This is a genomic window from Burkholderia vietnamiensis LMG 10929 (assembly GCF_000959445.1).
GTDB classification, from domain to species: Bacteria; Pseudomonadota; Gammaproteobacteria; order Burkholderiales; family Burkholderiaceae; genus Burkholderia; species Burkholderia vietnamiensis.
This window is the reverse complement of record NZ_CP009631.1, coordinates 1503601-1526436: the sequence shown is the minus strand read 5'-3', so window position 1 is coordinate 1526436 and position 22836 is coordinate 1503601. Positions and strand designations below refer to the sequence as shown.

General features: G+C 66.1%; 24 protein-coding genes and 1 pseudogene. 11 read left to right on the top strand and 14 right to left on the bottom strand.

Translation table 11 applies throughout. The features are described from left to right. Nucleotides 1–162 precede the first annotated feature (162 nt). Complete coding sequence (locus tag AK36_RS16960) at nt 163–1065, bottom strand: LysR family transcriptional regulator (protein WP_011885748.1); 903 nt, start codon at nt 1063–1065, stop codon at nt 163–165. 120 nt (nt 1066–1185) lie between these two features. On the opposite strand from AK36_RS16960, the gene AK36_RS16955 reads away from it, so the two are divergent. Further along, complete coding sequence (locus AK36_RS16955; RefSeq protein ID WP_045578852.1) at nt 1186–1923, top strand: SDR family oxidoreductase; 738 nt, start codon at nt 1186–1188, stop codon at nt 1921–1923. Nucleotides 1924–1967: 44 nt separating this feature from the next. After that, entirely contained in the window at nt 1968–2867 is a 900-nt protein-coding gene (locus AK36_RS16950; protein WP_045578851.1) for an SDR family oxidoreductase, read from the top strand. Between the two features lie 110 nt (nt 2868–2977). Here the strand turns inward: AK36_RS16950 and AK36_RS31230 are convergent. Then, nucleotides 2978–3094: pseudogene (locus AK36_RS31230) on the bottom strand (DinB family protein); the annotation flags it as partial. A 106-nt stretch (nt 3095–3200) separates the two neighbouring features. Here AK36_RS31230 and AK36_RS16945 point away from each other — a divergent pair. Continuing rightward, nucleotides 3201–3917 (top strand): pseudouridine synthase, encoded by a 717-nt coding sequence (locus tag AK36_RS16945; protein WP_045578850.1) that lies wholly within the window; start codon nt 3201–3203, stop codon nt 3915–3917. Nucleotides 3918–4022: 105 nt separating this feature from the next. Then, nucleotides 4023–4211: a hypothetical protein gene (locus AK36_RS16940; RefSeq protein WP_011885752.1), complete on the top strand. Its 189-nt coding sequence runs from the start codon at nt 4023–4025 to the stop codon at nt 4209–4211. Here AK36_RS16940 and AK36_RS16935 read toward each other — a convergent pair. Continuing rightward, on the bottom strand, nt 4194–5231 hold the full coding sequence (locus tag AK36_RS16935; protein ID WP_045578849.1) for an NAD-dependent epimerase/dehydratase family protein: 1038 nt from the start codon (nt 5229–5231) through the stop codon (nt 4194–4196). The genes AK36_RS16940 and AK36_RS16935 overlap by 18 nt on opposite strands. A gap of 106 nt (nt 5232–5337) precedes the next feature. Between AK36_RS16935 and AK36_RS16930 the strand changes: the two genes are divergently transcribed. From AK36_RS16930 to AK36_RS16920, 3 genes are all read left to right on the top strand, one after another. Then, complete coding sequence (locus AK36_RS16930) at nt 5338–6369, top strand: CDP-6-deoxy-delta-3,4-glucoseen reductase (protein ID WP_045578848.1); 1032 nt, start codon at nt 5338–5340, stop codon at nt 6367–6369. A 292-nt stretch (nt 6370–6661) separates the two neighbouring features. Next, entirely contained in the window at nt 6662–7846 is a 1185-nt protein-coding gene (locus AK36_RS16925) for an acetylornithine transaminase (protein ID WP_011885755.1), read from the top strand. Between the two features lie 13 nt (nt 7847–7859). Continuing rightward, a complete protein-coding gene (locus tag AK36_RS16920) occupies nt 7860–8315 on the top strand; it encodes a GNAT family acetyltransferase (RefSeq protein ID WP_011885756.1) in 456 nt (151 codons plus the stop codon). A 29-nt stretch (nt 8316–8344) separates the two neighbouring features. On the opposite strand, the gene AK36_RS16915 is transcribed toward AK36_RS16920, so the two are convergent. The 8 genes from AK36_RS16915 to AK36_RS16880 all read right to left on the bottom strand — a co-directional run bounded on the left by AK36_RS16915 (nt 8345) and on the right by AK36_RS16880 (nt 15668). Beyond that, on the bottom strand, nt 8345–9016 hold the full coding sequence (locus AK36_RS16915; protein WP_011885757.1) for a DUF2278 family protein: 672 nt from the start codon (nt 9014–9016) through the stop codon (nt 8345–8347). Between the two features lie 241 nt (nt 9017–9257). Next, nucleotides 9258–9974, bottom strand: a complete 717-nt coding sequence (locus AK36_RS16910; protein WP_011885758.1) for an ABC transporter ATP-binding protein — start codon at nt 9972–9974, stop codon at nt 9258–9260. Beyond that, nucleotides 9974–10750 carry an ABC transporter ATP-binding protein gene (locus tag AK36_RS16905; RefSeq protein WP_011885759.1) on the bottom strand — a complete coding sequence of 259 codons (777 nt, stop codon included), beginning with the start codon at nt 10748–10750 and terminating at the stop codon, nt 9974–9976. The genes AK36_RS16910 and AK36_RS16905 overlap by 1 nt, the downstream gene beginning before the upstream one ends. 24 nt (nt 10751–10774) lie before the next feature. Beyond that, nucleotides 10775–11944 carry an ABC transporter permease subunit gene (locus AK36_RS16900; protein ID WP_011885760.1) on the bottom strand — a complete coding sequence of 390 codons (1170 nt, stop codon included), beginning with the start codon at nt 11942–11944 and terminating at the stop codon, nt 10775–10777. Nucleotides 11945–11963: 19 nt separating this feature from the next. Beyond that, nucleotides 11964–12914 carry a branched-chain amino acid ABC transporter permease gene (locus AK36_RS16895; RefSeq protein ID WP_011885761.1) on the bottom strand — a complete coding sequence of 317 codons (951 nt, stop codon included), beginning with the start codon at nt 12912–12914 and terminating at the stop codon, nt 11964–11966. 211 nt (nt 12915–13125) lie between these two features. Further along, complete coding sequence (locus tag AK36_RS16890) at nt 13126–13959, bottom strand: hypothetical protein (RefSeq protein WP_011885762.1); 834 nt, start codon at nt 13957–13959, stop codon at nt 13126–13128. A gap of 270 nt (nt 13960–14229) precedes the next feature. Further along, complete coding sequence (ispH, locus tag AK36_RS16885) at nt 14230–15210, bottom strand: 4-hydroxy-3-methylbut-2-enyl diphosphate reductase (protein ID WP_011885763.1); 981 nt, start codon at nt 15208–15210, stop codon at nt 14230–14232. 2 nt (nt 15211–15212) lie between these two features. Then, nucleotides 15213–15668 carry an FKBP-type peptidyl-prolyl cis-trans isomerase gene (locus AK36_RS16880; protein ID WP_011885764.1) on the bottom strand — a complete coding sequence of 152 codons (456 nt, stop codon included), beginning with the start codon at nt 15666–15668 and terminating at the stop codon, nt 15213–15215. Between the two features lie 135 nt (nt 15669–15803). On the opposite strand from AK36_RS16880, the gene radC reads away from it, so the two are divergent. The 4 genes from radC to nadB all read left to right on the top strand — a co-directional run bounded on the left by radC (nt 15804) and on the right by nadB (nt 18997). Further along, complete coding sequence (gene radC, locus AK36_RS16875; RefSeq protein ID WP_011885765.1) at nt 15804–16580, top strand: RadC family protein; 777 nt, start codon at nt 15804–15806, stop codon at nt 16578–16580. Between the two features lie 239 nt (nt 16581–16819). Continuing rightward, entirely contained in the window at nt 16820–17053 is a 234-nt protein-coding gene (gene rpmB, locus AK36_RS16870) for a 50S ribosomal protein L28 (protein WP_004186391.1), read from the top strand. A 17-nt stretch (nt 17054–17070) separates the two neighbouring features. Further along, nucleotides 17071–17238, top strand: a complete 168-nt coding sequence (gene rpmG / locus AK36_RS16865; RefSeq protein WP_006478046.1) for a 50S ribosomal protein L33 — start codon at nt 17071–17073, stop codon at nt 17236–17238. Nucleotides 17239–17410: 172 nt separating this feature from the next. Further along, entirely contained in the window at nt 17411–18997 is a 1587-nt protein-coding gene (gene nadB / locus AK36_RS16860; protein ID WP_011885766.1) for an L-aspartate oxidase, read from the top strand. A 78-nt stretch (nt 18998–19075) separates the two neighbouring features. Here nadB and nadC read toward each other — a convergent pair whose 3' ends face one another. From nadC to AK36_RS16845, 3 genes are all read right to left on the bottom strand, one after another. Then, on the bottom strand, nt 19076–19957 hold the full coding sequence (nadC, locus tag AK36_RS16855; RefSeq protein ID WP_045578847.1) for a carboxylating nicotinate-nucleotide diphosphorylase: 882 nt from the start codon (nt 19955–19957) through the stop codon (nt 19076–19078). Further along, entirely contained in the window at nt 19954–21090 is a 1137-nt protein-coding gene (gene nadA / locus AK36_RS16850) for a quinolinate synthase NadA (RefSeq protein WP_034192626.1), read from the bottom strand. The genes nadC and nadA overlap by 4 nt, the downstream gene beginning before the upstream one ends. A gap of 331 nt (nt 21091–21421) precedes the next feature. Continuing rightward, nucleotides 21422–22618 (bottom strand): DesA family fatty acid desaturase, encoded by a 1197-nt coding sequence (locus tag AK36_RS16845; RefSeq protein ID WP_011885769.1) that lies wholly within the window; start codon nt 22616–22618, stop codon nt 21422–21424. Nucleotides 22619–22836 lie beyond the last annotated feature (218 nt).

The following is a 22836-nucleotide window of genomic DNA, read 5'->3' as shown; positions in this document are numbered from 1 at the left end:
GCAAAAGGCTGACTGTACTGAAAGGTGGCTTAGATTTACTTCGCGCGAAGTGGCTCATTATTACTTTGCGCCCAACAAGCTCGCCGCTTCGCGGGTTTTTTGTTGGTGCCGCGCGTTCCGCAGCGCATCGGCTAACCGGCGGCGGCCAGCCGCCCGGTGCGCTCAGACCATCAGCTCGCGGACGAAGTCCAGAAACACCCTCACCTTCGCCGAAACGAGATTCGACGCATGGTGATACGCGTAAAGCGGGAAAGTCTCGTCCGCCCACTCGGGCAACAACTGCACCAACCTTCCGTCGGCCAGGACGTCCCGCGCATAGAGTTCGAGCAGTTGCGCAATGCCGACGCCACCCAGGCACGCGCCGAGCAGTCCGCCCGTATCGTTCACCGTCAGCCTGCCGGCGGCGTCGACCGGCACGACTTCGTTGCCGCGATGAAACTCCCATTCATACGGCCGCCCGGTCACCGGATCGCGGATCAGCACGCACCGGTGACCGTCAGCGAGATCCCGCGGGTGCAGCGGTTCGCCATGACGCGCGATGTAGGCCGCCGACGCGCACGTCAGCACGCGCGTCTCGAGCAGCAATCGCGCGCGATATGACGACGGCTCCGGGATGCCGAAGCGCACGGCCACGTCGAAGCCGTCCGCGACGAGGTCGCCCATCCGGTCGCGCACACTGATCTCGACCGACAGCTCCGGATAACGATCGAGAAATTCCGCCATCCGCGGCGCCAGCACGTAGTGGCCGAACGTGCCGTCCACGTTGACCCGCAGCCGCCCTCTCACGCGCGCCTTCGACTGGCCGGCGTCGAGCGCCGCCTCCTCAATGCCGGCCAGCAGCGGCGCGACCGTCTCGTAGAAGCGCCGCCCTTCGTCGGTCAGCGTGATCGCACGCGCCGTCCGGTTGAAGATCCGGATCCCGACGCGCTCCTCCAGCCGCGCCACCGCACGGCTCACCGCCGGCTGCGTCAACCCCATCGCCTCGCCCGCCCGCGCGAAGGTACCCGCCTCGATCACCGCGGAGAGCACGCCGATACCGCTGAGCAATCTGCTGTCGAATCCCATGAGACATACTTTTAGTCATTCATTGACTGATCATTATTCATTATTTTTATTTATCGAGGAAGCCTACAGTGGTCCTGTCGCCGGATCGAACGGCACTCATCCACTCGACAGGAGCAGAACATGAGCACATCGGAACAGGTCGCCATCGTCACAGGTTCGTCGCGCGGCATCGGCGCGGAAATCGCGCGCCAACTCGCCCGGGACGGCTTCCGGGTCGTCGTCAACTATGCCGGGAGCGCCGGCCCGGCCCGCGAAGTGGTCGACGCGATCGTCGCCGACGACGGTCAGGCGATCGCCGTGCAGGCGAACGTCGCCGAGCCAGCCGCCGTCACCTCGCTGTTCGACGCGGCCCGCGATGCCTTCGGCGGGATCGACGTGGTGGTGAACTCGGCGGGCGTGATGAAGCTCGCGGCGATCGCCGAGTTCGACGACGCGGTGTTCGACGACACGTTCGCGATCAACGTGAAAGGCACGTTCAACGTATGCCGCGCGGCAGCGCAGTGCGTGCGCGACGGCGGCCGGATCATCAACCTGTCGACCAGCGTAATCGGGATGCGCATGCCGACCTACGGGCTGTACGTCGCGAGCAAGGCGGCGGTCGAAAGCATGACGCAGGTGCTCGCCCAGGAAATGCGCGGGCGCGGCATCCGCGTGAACGCCGTCGCGCCGGGACCGGTCGCGACCGAGTTGTTCCTGCAGGGCAAGAGCCCCGAACTTATCGATCGGCTCGCGAAGCTGAACCCGCTCGAGCGGCTCGGCCAGCCCGACGACATCGCGCGCGTCGTCGCGTTCCTCGCCGGTCCGGACGGCGCGTGGATCAACGGCCAGATCCTGCGCGCCAACGGCGGCATGTGCTGACGGACCGCTCGCCGCCCCCTCATCTTTCCGCCAGGAGATTGCTCATGAAGGAAGTCGTCCTCGTCACCGGCGCGTCCAGCGGCTTCGGCTTGCTGACGGCCCAGGCGCTCGCCCGCGCCGGTCACACGGTCTACGCCTCGATGCGCGAGAGCGCCGGGCGCAATGCACCGCGCGTCGCCGCCGTCGCCGCCTATGCGCAACAACACGGCGTCGATCTGCGCAGCGTCGAACTCGACGTCGGCGACGACGCATCGGTCGACGCCGCCATCGATCGCGTGATCGCCGACAACGGCCGCCTCGACATCGTCGTCCACAACGCCGGTCACATGGTGTTCGGGCCGGCCGAAGCGTTCACGCCCGAACAGCTGGCGCAGCTCTACGACGTCAACGTCGTGTCGACCCAGCGCGTGAACCGCGCGGCGCTGCCGCACCTGCGCCGCCAGGGCCGCGGCCTGCTCGTGTGGGTGTCGTCCTCGTCGGCGCGCGGCGGCACCCCGCCGTTCCTCGCGCCCTACTTCGCCGCGAAAGCCGCGATGGACTCGCTCGCGGTGTCCTATGCGGCCGAGCTCGCCCGCTGGGGCATCGAAACGTCGATCGTCGTGCCGGGCGCGTTCACCCGGGGCACGAATCACTTCCTCCATGCGGGCAAGCCGGCCGATACCGCCGTGCAGGCCGCCTACGACGGCGGGCCGTACGCGGGTCTCGCCGATCAGGCGTTGAAGGGCCTCGCCGCGCTCGAACCGGCCGACGCCGACGCCGGCGCCGTCGCCACGGCCATTGCCGAACTCGTCGCGGCGCCGGCCGGCAAGCGCCCCTACCGCGTGTTCGTCGACCCGTCGCAGGACGGCGCCGAGGAAGTGTTCCGCGTCGGCGATCGCATCCGCCGCGAGATGTTCAGGAACATCGGGCTCGCCGATCTGCTCGCGCCGCGCGTCGGCGGCTGATCCTTCGCGCGCCGGGCCGGCCGGCACCGTGCTGCTGGCGCGCGCGACACGCCGTACGCGTACGCGCGCAACATGGTCGGCATGGAGCGCGAAGTGCGCGCGCGGCTGCGCGCCGCGTCGATCTTGCCGAGCAGCCACTGCATGCCGGCCAGATGCTGCCGGTCGTGGCGGCACAGGTAGTGGACGAGCCCGCGCACGGTCAGCGAACCGCAGCCGTCGAACTCGCCGTACGCTCGAACTGAACGAACGGGCGCCGCGCGGCGTTCCGGCAGCTTACCGACGCATGCGCGTTCATGCCGTCCCTGCGCCGCCGCTTGATAGAATGCGCGCGCTATGGACCTCGAAAGCATTCTCTACACGCAGGGCTTCGGCTCGCGCCGCCAGTGCCGCGGCCTGATCGAATCGGGCCGCGTCACCGTCGCGGGCGCGAGCTCGACCGACCCGGACGCAGCCTTCGACACGGACGGCCTCGTGTTCACGCTCGACGGCACCGCGTGGCCGTATCACGCGCGCGCCTATCTCGCGCTCAACAAGCCGGCCGGCTACGAATGCTCGCGCGACCCGCAGCACCACGCGAGCGTGTTCAGCCTGCTGCCCGCGCCGCTCGTCGCGCGCGGCGTGCAGTGCGTCGGCCGCCTCGACCAGGACACGACCGGCCTGCTGCTGATGTCCGACGACGGCCAGTTCGTGCACGCGTACACGTCGCCGAAGCGCAAGGTGCCGAAGACCTACGTCGCGACCGTGCGTCATCCGCTCGACGAAACCCAGTTGAACGCGCTGCGCAGCGGCGTCCAACTGCACGGCGAGCCGAAGCCGATCGCGGCAGTCGCGGCGGTCGCACGCGATACCCACACGCTCGCGCTGACCGTCCTCGAAGGCAAATACCATCAGGTCAAGCGGATGGTGGCGGCCGCCAGCAACCGCGTCGAGGCGCTGCACCGCGAGCGTATCGGCGGTTTCGCGCTGCCGGCCGGGCTGGCGCCCGGTAGCTGGTGCTGGCTCGCAGAGGCTGAGCTGGCAGCGCTGCGCAATCCGGTCGAAACCCTGTAAGGGAAAATCCGCACGACCGTTCGACGCCGCTGCGCATCGCGGCCGCCCGATCCCCCGCTATACTCAAATCACAAGCTGTCCGAGCAGCGAAGCAGGGGAGACATCATGGGCGTCAACCACTCTTTCGAACTGTCGTACGTGATGATCGCGTTCGCAATCATCGGTGTCGTGGCAATCGGCGCGCTGCTGGCCGCGATGCATCTGAAGCACCGCTATCACCCGAACCTGATCGGCGCGCTGATCGGCGCGTTGCTGTGCTTCCTGTTGATCGAGGCGCTACCGGCCCTCACCTGACGCGCGACGCTGCGCCAGCGTTTGAAGGAATTCGTCTACGGTCGGATAGCGCAGCGTCACGCACAATTCGGCCTTGAGGCGGGCATTGGACAGGCGCCGCGACTCGCGCATGAACGACAACAGCGTCGGCTCGAGCCGGCCTTCGGCGTCCGCGCGGCTGATGCGTGGCGGCGGCGGCAGGCCGAACGCCTGCGCGACCCGGTCGAAGTACTCTCCCATCCGCAGTTCGCTGTCGTCCGACGCGTGCACCGCGCGCGCCGGCCGGCCGCGCACGGCCGCACGCCGCAGGATCGCGGCGAGATCGTCCGCGTGGATGTGGTTCGTATAGACGTCGTCGGCCGGCAGCAGCGCCGGCGTGCCGCGCTCGAGCCGCGCGAGCGGCAAGCGGTTCGCCGCGTAGATGCCCGGGATGCGCACGATGCGGGCGGACACCACGCCGCGCACCGTCGCCGCCCGCAGCTGACGCTCGGCCGACACGCGCCGGAACGCGCGCGGATTCGCGGGCCGCAGCGGCTGCGTCTCGTCGATCCGCGCGCCGCCGCAATCGCCGTATACGCCGGTCGTGCTGGCATAGACGAGCGTGGGCGCGCGAAGGGCCTCGGGTACAATACGCGCTGCCCGCGGCGCCACGCCGGCCTGTCGGGTCGCGGCGCGCAGCGTGCGCAGCCGGCCGACCGACGCTACCGCCGGCGCGTGCAGCTGCCGCGCGGGCATGGACAATGCGGCGATCAGCGCGCGAGTGCGCCGGTCGTCGCGACCGTCGGATTGCGGCGGCGCGAGATGCAGGATCGTGCGCGCGACTCGCGCGATGCGCTCGAGCGTGGCCCGCTGGTCGAGGTTGCCGACGATCGGCGTCACGCCTGCCGCACGCAATGCGTCGCGGCGGTCCGGATGGCTCGTCAGTGCGACGATGCGCAGGTCGCGGCGCGCGGCGCGCCATTGCGCGACGCACCGCAGCCCGACGTCGCCGCAGCCGACGATCAAGGCGCGCGGCCGGCGAAGGATTCGAGTCGCGATCATGTTGGTTGCGAAATGAGTAGCCACCGTTGCGCGGCGCACAACGGTTTTGCATTGTAGCTGCCGTGCGCGACATGCACGGTTTCCCCATTTTGTTCTATTCGGTTCTATGGCATTCAACGTTACTCTCAAGCAAAGCGGCCGGCAGTTCCAGGTCGAGTCGGACGAAACCGTGCTGGCGGCGGCGCTGCGCCAGAACGTCCACCTTCCGTACGGCTGCAAGAACGGCGCATGCGGCTCCTGCAAGGGGCAGATCGTGTCGGGGCAGATCGAACAGGGCCCGCATGCAGCATCGGCGCTGTCCAGCGACGAACGCACGCGCGGCCTCGCGCTGCTGTGCTGCTCGAAGGCGCAATGCGACCTCGAGATCGACGTGCGTGAAATCGCCGGCGTCGACGGCGTGCAGGTCAAGAAGCTGCCGTGCCGGGTCGCCGCGCTCGAGCGCCGCGGCGACGACGTGATGATCGTGAAGCTGCAGTTGCCGGCGAACGAACGCCTGCAATACCTGGCCGGCCAGTACGTCGAATTCATCCTGAAGGACGGCTCGCGCCGCAGCTACTCGATGGCGAACGCGCCGCACGAGGAAGGCCCGATCGAGCTGCATATCCGTCACATGCCGGGCGGCAAGTTCACCGATCACGTGTTCGGCGCGATGAAGGAACGCGACATCCTGCGCTTCGAAGGCCCGCTCGGTACGTTCTTCCTGCGCGAGGATTCCGACAAGCCGATCGTGCTGCTCGCGTCGGGCACCGGCTTCGCGCCGATCAAGGCGATCATCGAGCACGTGAAGCACGCGGGCATCACGCGCCCGATGACGCTCTACTGGGGCGCGCGCCGCAAGAAGGACATCTATCTCGGCGAGCTCGCCGAGCAATGGGCGCGCGAGATCCCGAACTTCAAATACGTGCCGGTGCTGTCCGAACCCGAAGACGCCGACCAGTGGACCGGCCGCACCGGCTTCGTCCACCGCGCGGTGATCGAGGATCTGCCCGACCTGTCCGGCTACCAGGTGTACGCATGCGGCGCGCCGGTGATGGTCGAATCGGCGCAGCGCGACTTCACGCAACACCACGCGCTGCCGGCCGACGAGTTCTACGCCGACTCGTTCACGAGCGCCGCCGATCTCGTGAATCCGGTCTGAGCGCCGGGCGCACGCGCGCCCCGCTGCGCGCCGCCGTGTCACATCCGTGGCATCGCGGCGGTTTACAGTGGGGCGCGGGATGCCTTATGCTTGCGCACATGAACCGCTTCCTGTCCGCTCTCCGACGTCGCCGCTCGCCGCTCCTCCCGGATGCCGCCGGCTCGTCACGGACTCGCGCGTAACCCACCTCCGCTTCACCGGTTACGCACAAGCTGTTCGATCCACCAGCCACGGCCTTCCGTGGCTTTTTTATTGCCCGTTTCCCTTTCAACGCCCGCTGGAGTCTGTTGCCATGCCCCTGAACGATTACCCGATCGACTCGCTGATGTACATCACGAACCGCCCCGACATCGTGTTTACGCACGGCAAGGGCTCGTGGCTCTACGATCACACGGGCAAGCGCTATCTGGACTTCATCCAGGGTTGGGCGGTCAACAGCCTCGGTCACTGCAACGACGGCATCGTCGAAGCGCTGAAGACGCAGGCCGAGAAGCTGCTGAACCCGTCGCCGGCGTTCTACAACGAACCGATGGCGAAGCTCGCGGGCCTGCTCACGCAGCACAGCGTGTTCGACAAGGTGTTCTTCACCAACAGCGGCGCGGAAGCGAACGAAGGCGCGATCAAGCTCGCGCGCAAATGGGGCCGCAAGTTCAGGAACGGCGCATACGAGATCATCACGTTCGACCACAGCTTCCACGGCCGCACGCTCGCGACGATGTCCGCGAGCGGCAAGCCGGGCTGGGACACGATCTACGCACCGCAGGTGCCGGGCTTCCCGAAGGCCGAGCTGAACAACATCGAGTCGGTCGAGAAGCTGATCACCGACAAGACCGTCGCCGTGATGCTCGAGCCGATCCAGGGCGAAGGCGGCGTGATCCCCGCGACGCGTGAATTCATGCAGGCGCTGCGCGCGCTGACGCGGCAGCACAACCTGCTGCTGATCGTCGATGAAGTGCAAAGCGGCTGCGGCCGCGCCGGCACGTTGTTCGCGTACGAGCTGTCGGGCATCGAGCCGGACATCATGACGCTCGCGAAGGGCATCGGCGGCGGTGTACCGCTCGGCGCGCTGCTGTCGAAGGCCGACGTCGCGGTGTTCGAGGCCGGCGACCAGGGCGGCACCTACAACGGCAACCCGCTGATGACGGCGGCCGGCTATTCGGTGATCTCGCAACTCGTTGCGCCCGGCTTCCTCGAAGGCGTGCGTGCGCGCGGCGAATACCTGAAGCGCAAGCTGCTCGAGCTGTCGGAGGAGCGCGGCTTCGAGGGCGAACGCGGCGAAGGCATGCTGCGCGCGCTGCTGCTCGGCAAGGACATCGGCCCGCAGATCGTCGAGAAGGCACGCGACATGCAGCCCGACGGCCTGCTGCTGAACGCCGCGCGTCCGAACCTGCTGCGCTTCATGCCGGCGCTGAACGTCACGACCGAAGAAATCGACCAGATGATGGCGATGCTGCGGTCGATTCTCGACACGCTCTAAGGAGACCGCCGCGATGGATGCCGCCGCCGATGTCGTCACCATCCGTCCGTTCGAACGCGCCGACACCGCAGCGGTCCTCGCCGTCTGGCGCGACGCGTTCCCGAACTACAGCGCGGCCGGCGCGCCGCCGCATCGCGATCCGCTGCGATCGATCGAGCTGAAGTTCGCGACGCAGCCGGAGCTGTTCTTCGTCGCGATCTGCGGCGGCCGGCTGGTCGGCACGCTGATGGCGGGCTTCGACGGACATCGCGGCTGGCTCTACTCGTTCGGCGTGGCGAACGACGCGCGACGACTCGGCATCGGCCGCGCGTTGCTCGATCATGCCGAGCGCGCACTCGCCACGCTCGGCTGCCTGAAGATCAATCTCCAGGTGCTGCCGGGCAACGACGATGCATGCCGCTTCTATGCGGCGCTCGGCTATCGCGTCGAGGAGCGCATCACCTTCGGCAAGGCGCTGCCGGCTGCCTGACGGCACCGGCCCGCCGGCGCATGCCGGCGTCAGTGCGTGATCGGCCCGGCGCCCGGCAGCGGGTTGCCGAGCGCGTCGGTCGGCACGGCCTGCTGCTCGAACGCCGCGAAATACGCGGCCCATTGCGACTCGCTCACGCGCACGAACAGCGCGCCGTCCTGCCACACGTCGTTGTGATCGTTGTGGTCGTCGCCGGCGCGATGCAGGTAGTTCGAGCCCGTCGAGCCCTGGTTCATGTGCGTGTCGTGAATCCCGTTGCCTTCCGAATACGTGCGGCCGAACACGACCACGTCGAGCCCTTGCGACTGCGCCGCGTTCACGAGCCGCAGCAGCGACGGAATCGGCTCCGCGTGCTCGGTGCCGTCCATCACCGCGCTCGCGCGCCAGGTGCCCGTTTCGTTCAGGATGTCGCTGCGCAGATAGTCGAGCGCCGGCAGCGCGCTCTGCCCGGTGAGATCGGTATAGCCTTCGGCCGCCGCCGCGAGCGTCGCCGTGAGCGGATGGTGGAAATCGTAGACGAGCTTGTAGTTCAGCAAGTCGTCCGCATCGTTGGTACCGACGTTGATCGCGACGTCCCAGTCGCCGCCCGGCAATGCGAGCGTCAGGTGGACGTGATACTGGATCTCGCCGCCATGCGGCGAGCCCTTGAGCCGCGCCACCGACGTCACCTTCGCCTTCACGAAACCGTAGTCCAGACTCATGCGTGCTCTCCGTGTCCTGATGGATCGACCATGCTACGCAATCCGCGTGTCGGTTTGCGCAGCGCCGCCTGCCGGCGTTCGCCTGCCCGGCTTGCGCCCTGTCGAGACAATGGAGTCGCATCCGCGCGCACAGTTCGCCGCGCGGTGCACCGCATGAAAAAAGGCTGCCACGGTATCCCGTGACAGCCTTTCGAAAGCACCCGGCGACGCGCCGGCATGTGCCGGCGCCTCGCCGCGGCGGTCATTCGCCCAGATACGCGGCGCGCACCTTCGGGTCGTCGAGCATCTGCTTCGCGTCGCCTTCCATCGTCACCGTGCCGGAATCCATCACGTAGCCACGGTCGGCGGCCTGCAGCGCGAGGCGTGCGTTCTGCTCGACCAGCAGCACCGTGATCCCTTCCTTCGAGATCTCGCGCACCACTTCGAAGATCTTCTCGACCATGATCGGCGACAGACCCATCGACGGCTCGTCGAGCAGCAGCAGCTTCGGCTTCGACAGGATCGCGCGCGACATCGCGAGCATCTGCTGCTCGCCGCCCGACAGCGTGCCGGCGAGCTGCGTCGCACGCTCCTTCAGACGCGGGAAGAAGCCGAACATGCGGTCGACGTCCTTCTTGATCTGGTCCTTGTCGTTGCGCAGATAGGCGCCCATCTGCATGTTCTCGATGATCGACATCCGCGCGAAGATCCCGCGGCCTTCCGGCACCATCGCGAGGCCGCGCTTGAGCAGCTCGTGCGGCGGAATGCCCTTGATCGACTTGCCCTCGTACTCGATGTCGCCCGCCGAGTACGGCTTCAGGCCGGTGATCGCCTTCATCGTCGTGGTCTTGCCTGCGCCGTTCGCGCCGATCAGCGTCACGAGCTCGCCCTGGCGAACTTCCATGTCAACGCCCTTGACGGCCTGGATGCCGCCGTAGTTGACCTGCAAGCCCTTGATTTTCAACATTGCCGCTGCCATCAGTGCACCCCTGCGCCGAGATATGCCTCAATCACCTTCGGATCCTTCTGCACGTCCTGCGGCAGACCCTCGGCGATCACCTTGCCGTAATCGAGCACCGTCATCCGGTTGCACAGACCCATCACGAGCTTCACGTCGTGCTCGATCAGCAGGATCGTGCGGCCGTCCGAGCGGATCTTGTCGAGCAGGCGCGTGAGTTCGACCTTCTCGGTCGCGTTCATCCCGGCCGCCGGCTCGTCGAGCGCGAGCAGCTTCGGATCGGTCGCGAGCGCACGGGCGATCTCGAGACGGCGCTGGTGGCCGTACGACAGGTTGCGCGACGTGTAGTCCGCGTACTGCAGCACGCCCACGTAATCGAGCAGCTCGATCGCGCGCTCCTTGATCTCGCGCTCTTCCTGGCGCTCGGCCGGCGTCTGGAACACTGCGCCGAGCAGGCCGTGCTTGGTGCGCACGTGGCGGCCCACCATCACGTTCTCGAGCGCCGTCATCCCGCCGAACAGGCGAATGTTCTGGAACGTACGGGCGATGCCGGCCTTCGCGACCTGGTGCACGGCCGTCGGCGTGTAGTTCTGGCCGTCCAGCTTGAAGTCGCCGGAGTCCGGCGTGTAGAGGCCGGTGATCACGTTGAAGAACGTGGTCTTGCCGGCGCCGTTCGGGCCGATCAGCCCGTAGATCTCGCCTTCCCTGATCTGGAGGCCGACGTCGGACAGCGCCTGCAGGCCGCCGAAGCGCTTGTTCACGCCCTGGACGGACAATCGGATTTGCTTGTCGCTCATGTGTGATATCCCCTTGTCCGTTGGTTAAGCGCGCACCGGCTTCTTGCTGTTGCGCTTCGCCAGTTTCGCGATCTTGTCCTCATGCTTCGGCGCCGGCCACAGGCCTTCGGAGCGATACAGCATGATGACGACCATCGCGAGGCCGTACAGCGCCTGACGGATCACTTCGGTGTCGACGATGTCGTGGCCGAACAGCGCGTGCTGCAGCGGGCTCATCGTCGAACGCAGGAATTCCGGGAAGATCGCGAGCAGCACCGCGCCGAGGATCACGCCGGGGATGTGGCCCATGCCGCCGAGCACGACGCATGCGAGCACGACGATCGATTCCCAGAACGTGAACGACTCGGGCGACACGAAGCCCTGGAACGCGCCGAACATCGCGCCCGACAGGCCGCCGAACGATGCGCCCATCGCGAACGCGAGCAGCTTCACGTTACGGGTGTTGATGCCCATCGCCTTCGCCGCGATTTCGTCTTCGCGGATCGCCGCCCATGCACGGCCGATACGCGAGTGCTGCAGACGCGTACAGACCCAGATCACCAGCAGCGAGCACAGCACGAACAGGTAGTAATACATGTAGACCGACGGCAGCTGGAAGCCGAAGAGCGAGTGCGTCTGCGACAGGTTGAAGCCGCCGATGTGCACCGGATCGATACCCGTGATCCCCTTCGGGCCGTTCGTGATGTTCACCGGACGGTCGAGGTTGTTCATGAAGATCCGGACGATTTCACCGAAGCCGAGCGTCACGATGGCCAGGTAGTCGCCGCGCAGGCGCAGCGTCGGCGCACCGAGCAGGATCCCGAAGGTCGCCGCCAGCGCCATCGCGATCGGCACGATGATCAGGAACGGGATGTGCAGCCCGTTCGGCGCGAGCGCCGCGATCCACTCGAACTGCGAGGTCAGGTGCGGCGAGCTCAGCAGCGCGGCCGTGTAGGCGCCCACCGCGTAGAACGCGATGTAGCCCAGGTCGAGCAGGCCGGCGAAGCCGACCACGACGTTCAGGCCCAGCGCGAGCATCACGTACAGCATCGCGAAGTCGAGCACGCGGACCCAGTAGTTGCCGCCTGCCGAGCCGATGATGATCGGCGCGGCGATCACGAAGGCCGCGGTCAGGATGCCGATGAGGACGGTCTTCGTCGTGTTGCGCTCTTCGACGAGCGACGTCGACGATTCGATCGGTTGAATGGATGTCATGTTGTTTGCTCCCCTTCCGTTACGCGCGGTCCGCGACACGTTCGCCCAGCAGGCCCGACGGACGGAACACCAGCACGATGATCAGCACCACGAACGCGAACACGTCCTGGTAGTTACTGCCGAACACGCCGCCCGTGAGGTTGCCGATGTAGCCCGCACCCAGCTGCTCGATCAGACCGAGCACCACGCCGCCGACCATCGCGCCGCCGAGGTTGCCGATCCCGCCGAGCACCGCCGCGGTGAACGCCTTCATGCCGGGGATGAAGCCCATGTAGAAGTGCACGTTGCCGTATTCGGACGCGATCATCACGCCGGCCAGCGCGGCGAGCGCGGAGCCGATCATGAACGTCGCCGAGATCACGAAGTTCGGGTTCACGCCCATCAGGCTCGCGGTGTTGGGGCTTTCGGCGATCGCACGCATCGCGCGGCCGAGCTTGGTCTTGTGCACCAGCAGCAGCAGGCCGGCCATCACGATGAACGCCACCGCGATGATCACGATTTCGGTCACCGAGATCACGGCGCCCGGCGTCGTGTCGGTTGCCTTGATCACGTTGATCGGATCGGTCGGCAGCAATTGCGGGAACGGCAGCGGGTTACGCGACCAGATGATCATCGCGGCCGTCTGCAGCAGGATCGACACGCCGATTGCGGTGATCAGCGGTGCGAGACGCGGCGCGCGGCGCAGCGGCCGGTATGCGACGCGCTCGATCGTGTAGCCCACGCACGCGCAGACGACCGCCGCGATACCCAGGCCGATCGTCAGCGTCGCGACGTTGCCGAGTTGGGGGAAGTGATTCTGCAGCACGGTGATCGCCGACAGGGCGACCATTGCGCCGATCATCAGCACGTCGCCGTGCGCGAAGTTGATGATGCCGAGAATGCCGTACACCATCGTGTAACCCAACGCGATGATGGCGTACACACTGCCGAGCACCAGCCCGTTGAGGATCTGTTGGATGAAAATATCCATTTAAAGCTCCTTGGCCCATGCTGCCGGATGACGTTGCGCCCCGCGGGTAAGCGAGGAATCGCGCCTTCTCGGCGACACTGCGGGTACTAGTCGATACCGGTAAGGGTGGATCGTCCCGGCGCGCACCGCCCGGCCTGTACGGCCGGGCTTGCCGCCGGAGCGGATACAAAAACGGCACCGCACTGTTTCGGTGCCGTCATGAGTCCTGTCGCTAAATCGTCACGACGTCGAGGACGGTGTACTTGGCCTCCTTGAAGTCGTAGGGCAGCGTGCCGACACGCCCGGCGTCCGGCTGTCCGGAATCCGTGCCTTTTTCCGTCCGGGCCGCGGCGAACGCCGTGTCCGGGCCGATCAGGTTCCGCGCCGCGTCGCCCGCGGGCTCGACCACCTTGGCGACGCACGCGCCGATGTCGCCAAGGGTTTGTACTCCGATGCCGAACGGCGCCGCCTGCGCTGCAAGCCCGCCGTCCGCTGCCCGCGCGGCGCCGGAACCGGCTGCGCGAAGAACGCGCCCGACTTTCGTCCGGCACGCGTCGGAATTCATGGACCGAAACAGGCCGCCGGCCACGACGCGATGCGTCGTGCCGACACGCTGCCAGGTCGAATCGATATGAAAGGAGAGCGGTGCCATCTGCACGTCGCCTGCGTTGCCGCGGGTCTTGCCGCGAATCTGGCCGCAAAGCGCACGCGCCGGCGGTGTGCCGCGTGCCGCCGTCGTCGCCTCGCGGTTGCCCGCGCGGGCTGCGGCAATCGCCGTGCCCGTTGCGCTGCCGCGCGCGGCGCACCGTGCCGAATGCATGCCGTGCTTCGGGCGCTGCGCGTTGAATGCGTCGCTCGCCAAACCTGCCCCGTTATCCGTATCACTGTCCGATTGCGCGATGCGGCACACGGCCCGCCGCGCATGACCGGTGATGGCAACGCGCACGTCGTTGGCTGCCGGAACCGCATATGCCACTACTGCCCTGCCATCGCTCTTTTTGCTGCCCCGGCCGAGCATTGCAACCGGTGCGGCGACGGACATGGCGTACACCAACTTCACATGCATTGAATAGGTCTCCCGCGCCTTGCCAAAACCCGATTTCAAAGCCATTCCGGCCTGAAAACGGGCGCATTGTAACTCCATTTACAAGACGCCAATAATCCTGATGCGATGGGGTTTTCCTGCATTGCAACCAATTTTGAGAGGGGCTTAATCGCGCGGATAGCAACCCGGTTGCACCAATGGTGTGAATAATGGTTGCGCCTGCATTTTCGCGGTGCAAAAAAAAGCGCGCCGGGAGGCGCGCTTCGGGTATTGCGAAAGCGGAGCGGACAATCAGGCGGCGGGCGGCAGATTCAGCCCGCGCGGCAGCGGAAACGCCACGTTTTCCTCGATGCCTTCGAGTGCGCGGACATTGCGCACGCCGAGTTCGCGCAGCCGGGCGATCACGGCCTGCGCGAGCACTTCCGGCGCCGATGCGCCGGCCGTCACGCCGATGCGGCGCTTGCCGGCGACCCACGCCGGATCGATCTGCTCGGGCGCGTCGACCATGTACGCGGCCACGCCGCGCTTCTCCGCGACTTCGCGCAGGCGGCTGGAATTCGAACTGTTCGGGCTGCCGACCACGATCACGACGTCGCACTGCGGCGCCATGAACTTCACCGCGTCCTGACGGTTCTGCGTCGCATAGCAGATGTCCTGCTTCTTCGGCTCGCGGATCTTCGGGTACTTCGCCTTCAGCGCGCCGATGATTTCGGCTGCGTCGTCAACGGACAGCGTCGTTTGCGTGACGAGTGCGATGCGCTCCGGATCGGCGAGTTCGAGCTTCTGGACGTCCTCGACGCTTTCGACCAGATGCATGCCGCGCTCGACCTGCCCCATCGTGCCTTCGACTTCCGGGTGGCCCTTGTGGCCGATCATCACGATGTCGACGCCGTCCTGGCGCATCTTCGCGACTTCGACGTGCACTTTCGTGACGAGCGGGCAGGTCGCGTCGTAAATGCGCAGTCCGCGCACGTCGGCCTCGTCGCGCACGGCTTTCGACACGCCATGCGCACTGAAGATCACCGTGTTGCCGGCCGGCACTTCCTCGAGCTCTTCGACGAAGATCGCGCCCTTCTTCCTCAGATCCTCGACCACGTACTTGTTGTGGACGATTTCGTGACGCACGTAGATCGGTGCACCGTGCATCGCGATCGCGCGCTCGACGATCTCAATCGCGCGGTCGACACCGGCGCAGAAGCCGCGCGGCTGTGCCAGCAGGATTTCGGCATCGGCTGCGACGGTCTGCCCGGGCAGCGTATCGGTGTTGCTCATGGTTACAGAATTCCGATGATTTTCACTTCGAACGTGAGCGCTTGGCCCGCGAGCGGATGATTGAAATCGAACAGGGCCGAGGTTTCGCTGACTTCCTTCAGCACACCTGCATAGCGGCCGCCGTCCGGCGCGTTGAATTCGATCAGGTCGCCCGGCGTGAAGTCTTCGCCGACCATGCCGTTCTCACGCAGCGTCGACAGCGTCACGCGCTGCAGCATCTCGGGATTGCGGGGACCGAACCCTTGCTCCGGCGTTAGCTGAAAAGTCGAATGGTCGCCGACCCGCAGCCCGAGCAGAATCTGTTCCAGCGACGGCGCCAGTTGTCCAGCGCCGAGCAGCAGCGTGGCTGGCTTGTCGGAAAAGGTGTTGACGATGTCGGCGCCGTCGGCCAGCGCAAGCCGGTAATGCAGCGTGACATGGGAACCGGGCTTCACTTCGGATAGATCGATGAGGCTCATGAATGACTCGTGTTCGTCGGCGCCCGAACGGGCCGCAAGGCCCGGCGCAAAGTCAATATTGTAAGTCACCTTCGCGCGCAAGGCTGAAAGTGCGACGACGTCGCGCCCGTGCCCGCCGCCATTGGAGTTTCGAACATGCCTTCATCCTGCGTCGCCGCCCCGGCGACGGAATGTCGCGACCTCGCGGACCCCGCGCCCGCTCCGGCCCACCGGGTCGCCATCGAGTGGCCGCGCAAGCGGCGCGCGCGGAACTGGAAGCCGCACCTGCCGCGCGAGCGGCTGCTCGAACGCGGGCCGGCGGCGCTGACCGACGCGGAACTGGTCGCGCTGCTGCTCGGCACCGGCGGCGGCGGCCGCGACGTGTTCGACAGCGCGCGCGCCCTGCTCGCCCGGTTCGGCGACTCGCTGCGCGACATGCTCGATGCGCAGCCCGGCGTATTCACCACGCATCCCGGCATCGGCGACGCGCGCGCCGCGGTGCTGATCGCCGTGACCGAGATCACGCGGCGCGCGCTGGTCGAGAAGGCGCGCAGGCGGATGCCGATCGACTCGCCCGGCGCGGTGGAGGACTATCTGCGGCTCAGGATCGGCATGCGCCCGTACGAAGTGTTCGTCACGCTGTATCTGGATGCGCGGCACGGCCTCATCGAGGTCGAGGAAAGCGCGCGCGGCTCGCTCACGCGGATGGCCGTCTATCCGCGCGAAATCGTGCGGCGCGCGCTGATGCTCAATGCCGCGTCGCTGATCATCGCGCACAATCATCCGTCGGGCGCCGTGCAGCCGAGCGCGGAAGACCGTCGGCTCACGCGCGTGCTGCACGAGGCGCTCGCGCTCGTCGACGCGAAGCTGCTCGATCACGTCGTGGTCGGCACGGCCGATACATTTTCCTTCGCACGCGCCGGTTGGCTGTAGACTGTGGCCCGGCGAACCGTTTGCGGGTCGCCGCGACGGCAACGCGAAATTAGGTTTGATTTTTCTGAACTTTTTCTGCTAGAATCGCCGTCTGTCTTTTTTCCAACCAGTTCTAGCCATCGAAGGGCCTTGTCTGTAAGGGCTTCGGCGTTCTGAGTGCAGCCATGGATCACGTGGCGGTGCGATGAGAACCTTCACCGGCGATCGAACCCCGAATTTAGCGTATTAGGAGTGCTCTCATGGCACGCGTATGCCAAGTAACTGGGAAAGCGCCGATGAGCGGCAACAACGTTTCCCACGCCAACAACAAGACGAAGCGCCGCTTCCTGCCGAACCTGCAAAACCGCCGGTTCTGGGTAGAGAGCGAAAACCGCTGGGTGCGCCTGCGCGTTTCGAACGCCGGCCTGCGCCTGATCGACAAGAACGGCATCGATTCCGTGCTCGCTGACCTGCGCGCACGCGGCGAAGCCTAAGCCCAAGGAGCACAATCATGGCAAAAGGCGCACGCGACAAGATCAAGCTCGAGTCGACCGCTGGTACGGGTCATTTCTACACGACCACGAAGAACAAGCGCAACATGCCGGAAAAGATGGCGATCAAGAAGTTCGATCCCGTCGTCCGCAAGCATGTGGAATACAAAGAAACCAAGATCAAGTAATCTCCTGGTTTCTGCAGCCTGACGGCGACCGAAAAGCCCCGCACATGCGGGGCTTTTCGTTTTGCGCGCACGTTTCCGCACGCACATGCAAGCCCGACGCGGTATGCTCTCCCCTTTCCGTCGCGACGGCCGACGGAGCGCACGAGACCTGAAGCGTAACGATGGAGATAGCATGAAATTCGATGTGGCGATCGTCGGCAGCGGCCTGGCAGGGCTGTCGGTCGCGCTGAATCTGGCCAGCACGCGGCGCGTCGCGCTGATCGCGAAACGATCGATGATGGAAGGCGCCAGCGACTACGCACAAGGCGGCATCGCCGCCGTGCTCGACTCGGCGGACAGCATCGAGAATCATGTCGACGACACGCTCGTCGCCGGCGGCGGGCTATGCGACGAAGGCGCGACGCGCTACATCGTCGAGCACGGCCGAGAAGCGATCGAATGGCTGATCTCCCACGGCGTGCCGTTCACGAAGGACGACGCGGCCGAACTCGGCTTCCACCTCACGCGCGAAGGCGGCCATAGCCACCGCCGGATCATCCACGCGGCCGACGCGACCGGCCATGCGGTGCTCGCGACGCTGTCCGAGCGCGCACGCCAGCATCCGAACATCACGTTCTTCGAGAACCACCACGCGATCGACCTGATCACGTCGGACCGGCTCGGCCTGCCCGGCCGGCGCTGTCACGGGTTGTACGCGCTCGACGTCGACAACGACCGCACGATCACCATCGAGGCGCCGCACACGGTGCTCGCCACCGGTGGCGCCGGCAAGGTCTATCTGTACACGACCAATCCCGACACCGCGACCGGCGACGGTATCGCGATGGCGTGGCGCGCAGGCTGCCGCGTGTCGAACATGGAGTTCATCCAGTTCCATCCGACCTGCCTGTTCCATCCGTATGCGAAGTCGTTCCTGATTTCGGAAGCCGTGCGCGGCGAAGGCGGCCTGCTGAAACTGCCCGACGGCACGCGCTTCATGCCCGCGCACGATCCGCGCGCCGAGCTGGCGCCGCGCGACATCGTCGCGCGCGCGATCGACTTCGAAATCAAGAAGCGCGGCATCGACTGCGTGTATCTCGACATCAGCCATCAGCCGGAGGCGTTCCTGCGCGAGCACTTCCCGACGATCTACGCGCGCTGCCTCGAATTCGGCATCGACATCGCGAAGCAGCCGATTCCGGTCGTGCCGGCCGCTCACTACACGTGCGGCGGCGTCGTCACCGACCTCGCCGGACGCACCGACCTCACCGGCCTGTATGCGGTCGGCGAAACGTCGTACACCGGGCTGCACGGCGCCAACCGGCTCGCGAGCAACTCGCTGCTCGAATGTCTCGTGATCGGCCGCGCGGCCGCCGAGGCGATCGAGGCGGCGGGCTTCGACACCCAGACGCCGGCCGAGCTGCCCGCATGGGACGAAAGCCGCGTGTCGGATGCGGACGAGGAAGTCGTCGTCGCGCACAACTGGGACGAACTGCGCCGCCTGATGTGGAATTACGTCGGCATCGTGCGCACCGACAAGCGCCTGGAACGCGCGAAGCACCGGCTGTCGCTGCTGCGCGACGAGATCCAGGAGTATTACGCGAACTTCCGCGTGACGCGCGATCTGCTCGAACTGCGCAATCTCGTCGATGTCGCGACGCTGATCGTGAAGAGCGCGTATTCGCGCCGCGAAAGCCGCGGGCTGCACTTCAGCCGCGACTGGCCGCACACGCTGCCGAAGGCGCTGCCGAGCGTGCTCACGCCGCGCTCGCGCCGCTGAGCGGCTACGCAGGTCGCAAAAAAAAGCCGCCGGCGTGCAAGCGCCGGCGGCCTTTTCATATCGGACGACAGGTCGGGCTCAGTCGACGATGCGCATCGAATAGTCCGTTGCGCGCACGTCCTTCGTCAGCGCGCCGATCGAGATGCGGTCCACGCCCGTCTCCGCGAACGTGCGCACCGTATCGAAATTGACGCCGCCCGACACTTCGAGCACCGCCTTGCCGGCCGCGACGCGCACGGCCTCGCGCATCATGTCGAGCGTGAAGTTGTCGAGCAGCACCGACTGCGCGCCATGGGCGAGCGCCGTGTCGAGCTGCGCGAGCGTCTCGACCTCGATCTGCACCGGCACGCCGGCGTTCAGCGCGAACGCGGCGTCGAGCGCCTCGCCCACTCCGCCGGCCGCCGCGATGTGGTTTTCCTTGATCAGAATCCCGTCGTACAGCGCGAGCCGCTGGTTCTCGCCGCCGCCGACGCGCACCGCGTACTTCTGCGCGAGCCGCAGGCCCGGCAGCGTCTTGCGCGTATCGAGGATCTTCGCGCGCGTGCCTTCGACACGATCGACGTAACGGCGCGTCGCCGTCGCGACGCCCGACAGCAACTGCAGGAAGTTCAAGCCGTTGCGCTCGGCGGTGAGCAGCGCACGCGCCGGCCCGTCGAGCTCGCAGACGGTCGAGTCGGCCGTCATCCGGTCGCCTTCGCGATAGCGCCACTGCACGACGATCGACGGATCGATGCGCGCGATCACGGCCTCGAACCACGGCACGCCGCACAGTACCGCTTCCTCGCGGACGATGATGCGCGCGCGCCGCCGCTCGTCGGCCGGCACGAGGCGTCCGGTCTGGTCGCCGGCGCCGACGTCTTCGGCAATCGCGTCGGCGACGTTGCGCGCGATCGCTTCGTCGAATGCCGCGCCGTATTGCACACGGACGCTGTCGAACAGCGGGGATACCGCGTCGCTCATGCCGCCCCCACGTTCGCGAACAGTTGCTGATCGCGCTGCAGATCGCCGCTCGCCTGCACGCGCTTCTTGTGCGCCGCTGCGAAATCGAGCATCCGGTCGATCGGCACGCGCGCACGCGCGGCGATCGCCGGATCGACGAAGATCTCGTTGTGGCCGCGCTCGAGCACGTCGGCGAGGTTCGCGAGGCCGTTCATGGCCATCCACGGGCAATGCGCGCAGCTCTTGCAGGTTGCGCTGTTGCCCGCCGTCGGCGCGGCGATGAAGGTCTTGCCCGGTGCGGCGAGCTGCATCTTGTGCAGGATGCCGAGATCGGTCGCGACGATGAAGTGCGTCGCATCGAGCTTCACCGCGGCGTCGATCAACTGCGTCGTCGAACCGACGACGTCCGCCTGCGCGACGACGTTTTCCGGCGACTCGGGGTGCACGAGCACCTTCGCGTCCGGGTATTCGGCGCGCAGCAAGTCGAGCTCGATGCCCTTGAATTCGTCGTGCACGAGGCACGAGCCTTGCCACAGCAGCATGTCCGCGCCGGTCTTCTTCTGGATATAGCTGCCGAGATGGCGATCCGGCGCCCAGATGATCTTTTCGCCGCGTGCGTGCAGGTCGGCGACGATCTCGAGGCCGATCGACGACGTGACCATCCAGTCCGCGCGCGCTTTCACGGCGGCGCTGGTGTTCGCATAGACGACGACGGTGCGATCGGGATGGGCGTCGCAGAACGCCGAGAATTCGTCGGCCGGGCAGCCGAGGTCGAGCGAGCAGGTGGCGTCGAGATCGGGCATCAGCACGCGCTTGCCGGGGCTGAGGATCTTCGCGGTTTCGCCCATGAAGCGCACGCCGGCGACGACGAGCGTTTGTGCGTCGTGGTCGCGGCCGAAGCGGGCCATTTCGAGCGAATCGGCGACGCATCCGCCGGTTTCGTCGGCCAGTTCCTGCAGTTCGGCGTCCACGTAATAGTGGGCGACCAGCACGGCCTTTTCGCGTGCGAGCAGCGTCTTGATGCGTGCCTTGAGAGCGGCGCGCTCTTCGGCGGACGGTGCATCCGGCACTTTGGCCCATGCTTGCCCGACGCTACAGACGGTCCCGGCCGAGACCGGTCGGTCGTACTCGACGGCTTTGATCGTCGATTCCATCTCCATATCTCCTGTCGACCCACGTTAGCGCTTTAGCGCTTACGTGGGTCCCATGCTTCGCGGTCGACCCACGTTAGCGCTTTAGCGCTTACGTGGGTCCCATGCTTCGCGGTCGGCCCACGTTGGCGCTTTAGCGCTTACGAAGGCCCCATGCTTCGCGGTCGACCCACGTTAGCGCTTCAGCGCCTACGTGAACTCCACACTTCCCGGTCGCCCGAAGTTTCAACCCTATTCCGCCGCCTTCATCCGACCTGGACAGAACGTCGGCCCAAAAGAAAAAACCCCGCCAGCGCGGGGTTTGTGACGTCCTAAGATTCTAATCGATTTCGAATCAGGCGTAGCGACGCAGGCGCGTCGCAAATTCCTGCAGCGACTTGATGCCGCTTTGTTCCGCGCGATGGCACCAATCCTGCAATTGCGCGAGCAGCTGTTCTCGCGATGCGGTAGAGCGATCCCAGATCGCAGCCAGATCCTGGCGCAGCTGGTAGTACGTATGCAACTTCTGGCTGTTCGCGAAAATCTCCGGGAGCAGCTTCTTCTGCGGCTCGTCGAGACCGTCGGCATCCTTGTGGAACCACTTGCGCGCGCCGCGCATCAGCTGGTACTTGTCACGCGAACCGAGCTCCTTCAGATGCGCAAGCTCCTGACGGTACGCACGCTTGACGGCCTTGCCGTAGCGCGCCATCACTTCGTAGCGGTTCGACAGCACGGCCTGCAGCGTTTCCTGATCGAGCACCGTCTTCGGCTTGTTCAGGCGCGGCGTCGGCGCGATCTTCTTCACCTTCGCGAGGCCGAATGCCGACATGATGCGGATGTACATCCAGCCGATGTCGAACTCGTACCACTTGTTCGACAGCTTCGCCGACGTCGCGAACGTGTGGTGGTTGTTGTGCAGCTCTTCGCCACCGATCACGATGCCCCACGGGAACAGGTTCGTGCTCGCATCGGCCGAGTTGAAGTTGCGGTAGCCCCAGAAGTGGCCGAAACCGTTCACGACACCGGCGGCCCAGAACGGGATCCAGACCATCTGCACGGCCCACACGGTCAGACCGAGCACGCCGAACAGCGCGACGTCGATCACCATCATCAGGCTCACGCCGAGGATCGGATACTTCGAGTACACGTTGCGCTCGATCCAGTCGTTCGGCGTGCCGTGACTGAACTTGCGCATCGTCTCCTCGTTCTTCGCTTCGGCGCGATACAGCTCGGCGCCTTCGAGGAACACCTTCCAGATGCCGCGCGTCTGCGGGCTGTGCGGGTCTTCCTCGGTTTCGCACTTCGCGTGATGCTTGCGGTGGATCGCGGCCCACTGACCCGTCAGCATGCCGGTCGTCATCCACAGCCATACGCGGAAGAAGTGGCTGGCGATCGGATGCAGCTCCAGCGCGCGGTGCGCCTGGCAGCGGTGCAGATACACCGTCACGCCGATGATCGTCACGTGCGTGACGGCCAGCGCGAACAGCGCGACCTGCCACCACGAAAAGCGCAGAAGCCCGTGGGAAAGAAAATCGAGCAGGGAATTCAACAAGGCAGTTACCTGTGGTGAGAGCGATGCCGGCCAAGCCGACGTCAGAAAAATGAAAGCATACCGCGTATAGACCGGAATTTTACTTCAACCGTTCCAAGTCTTTGTAAAAAATGAATATTTTCTTGTCATGACGCAACGACGATAGTCCACCTCCGGACCGGCGACGGCCAACGATCCGATTGTGGCCGCCGCTGCATCAGACTCGCAGCGGCCCGCCC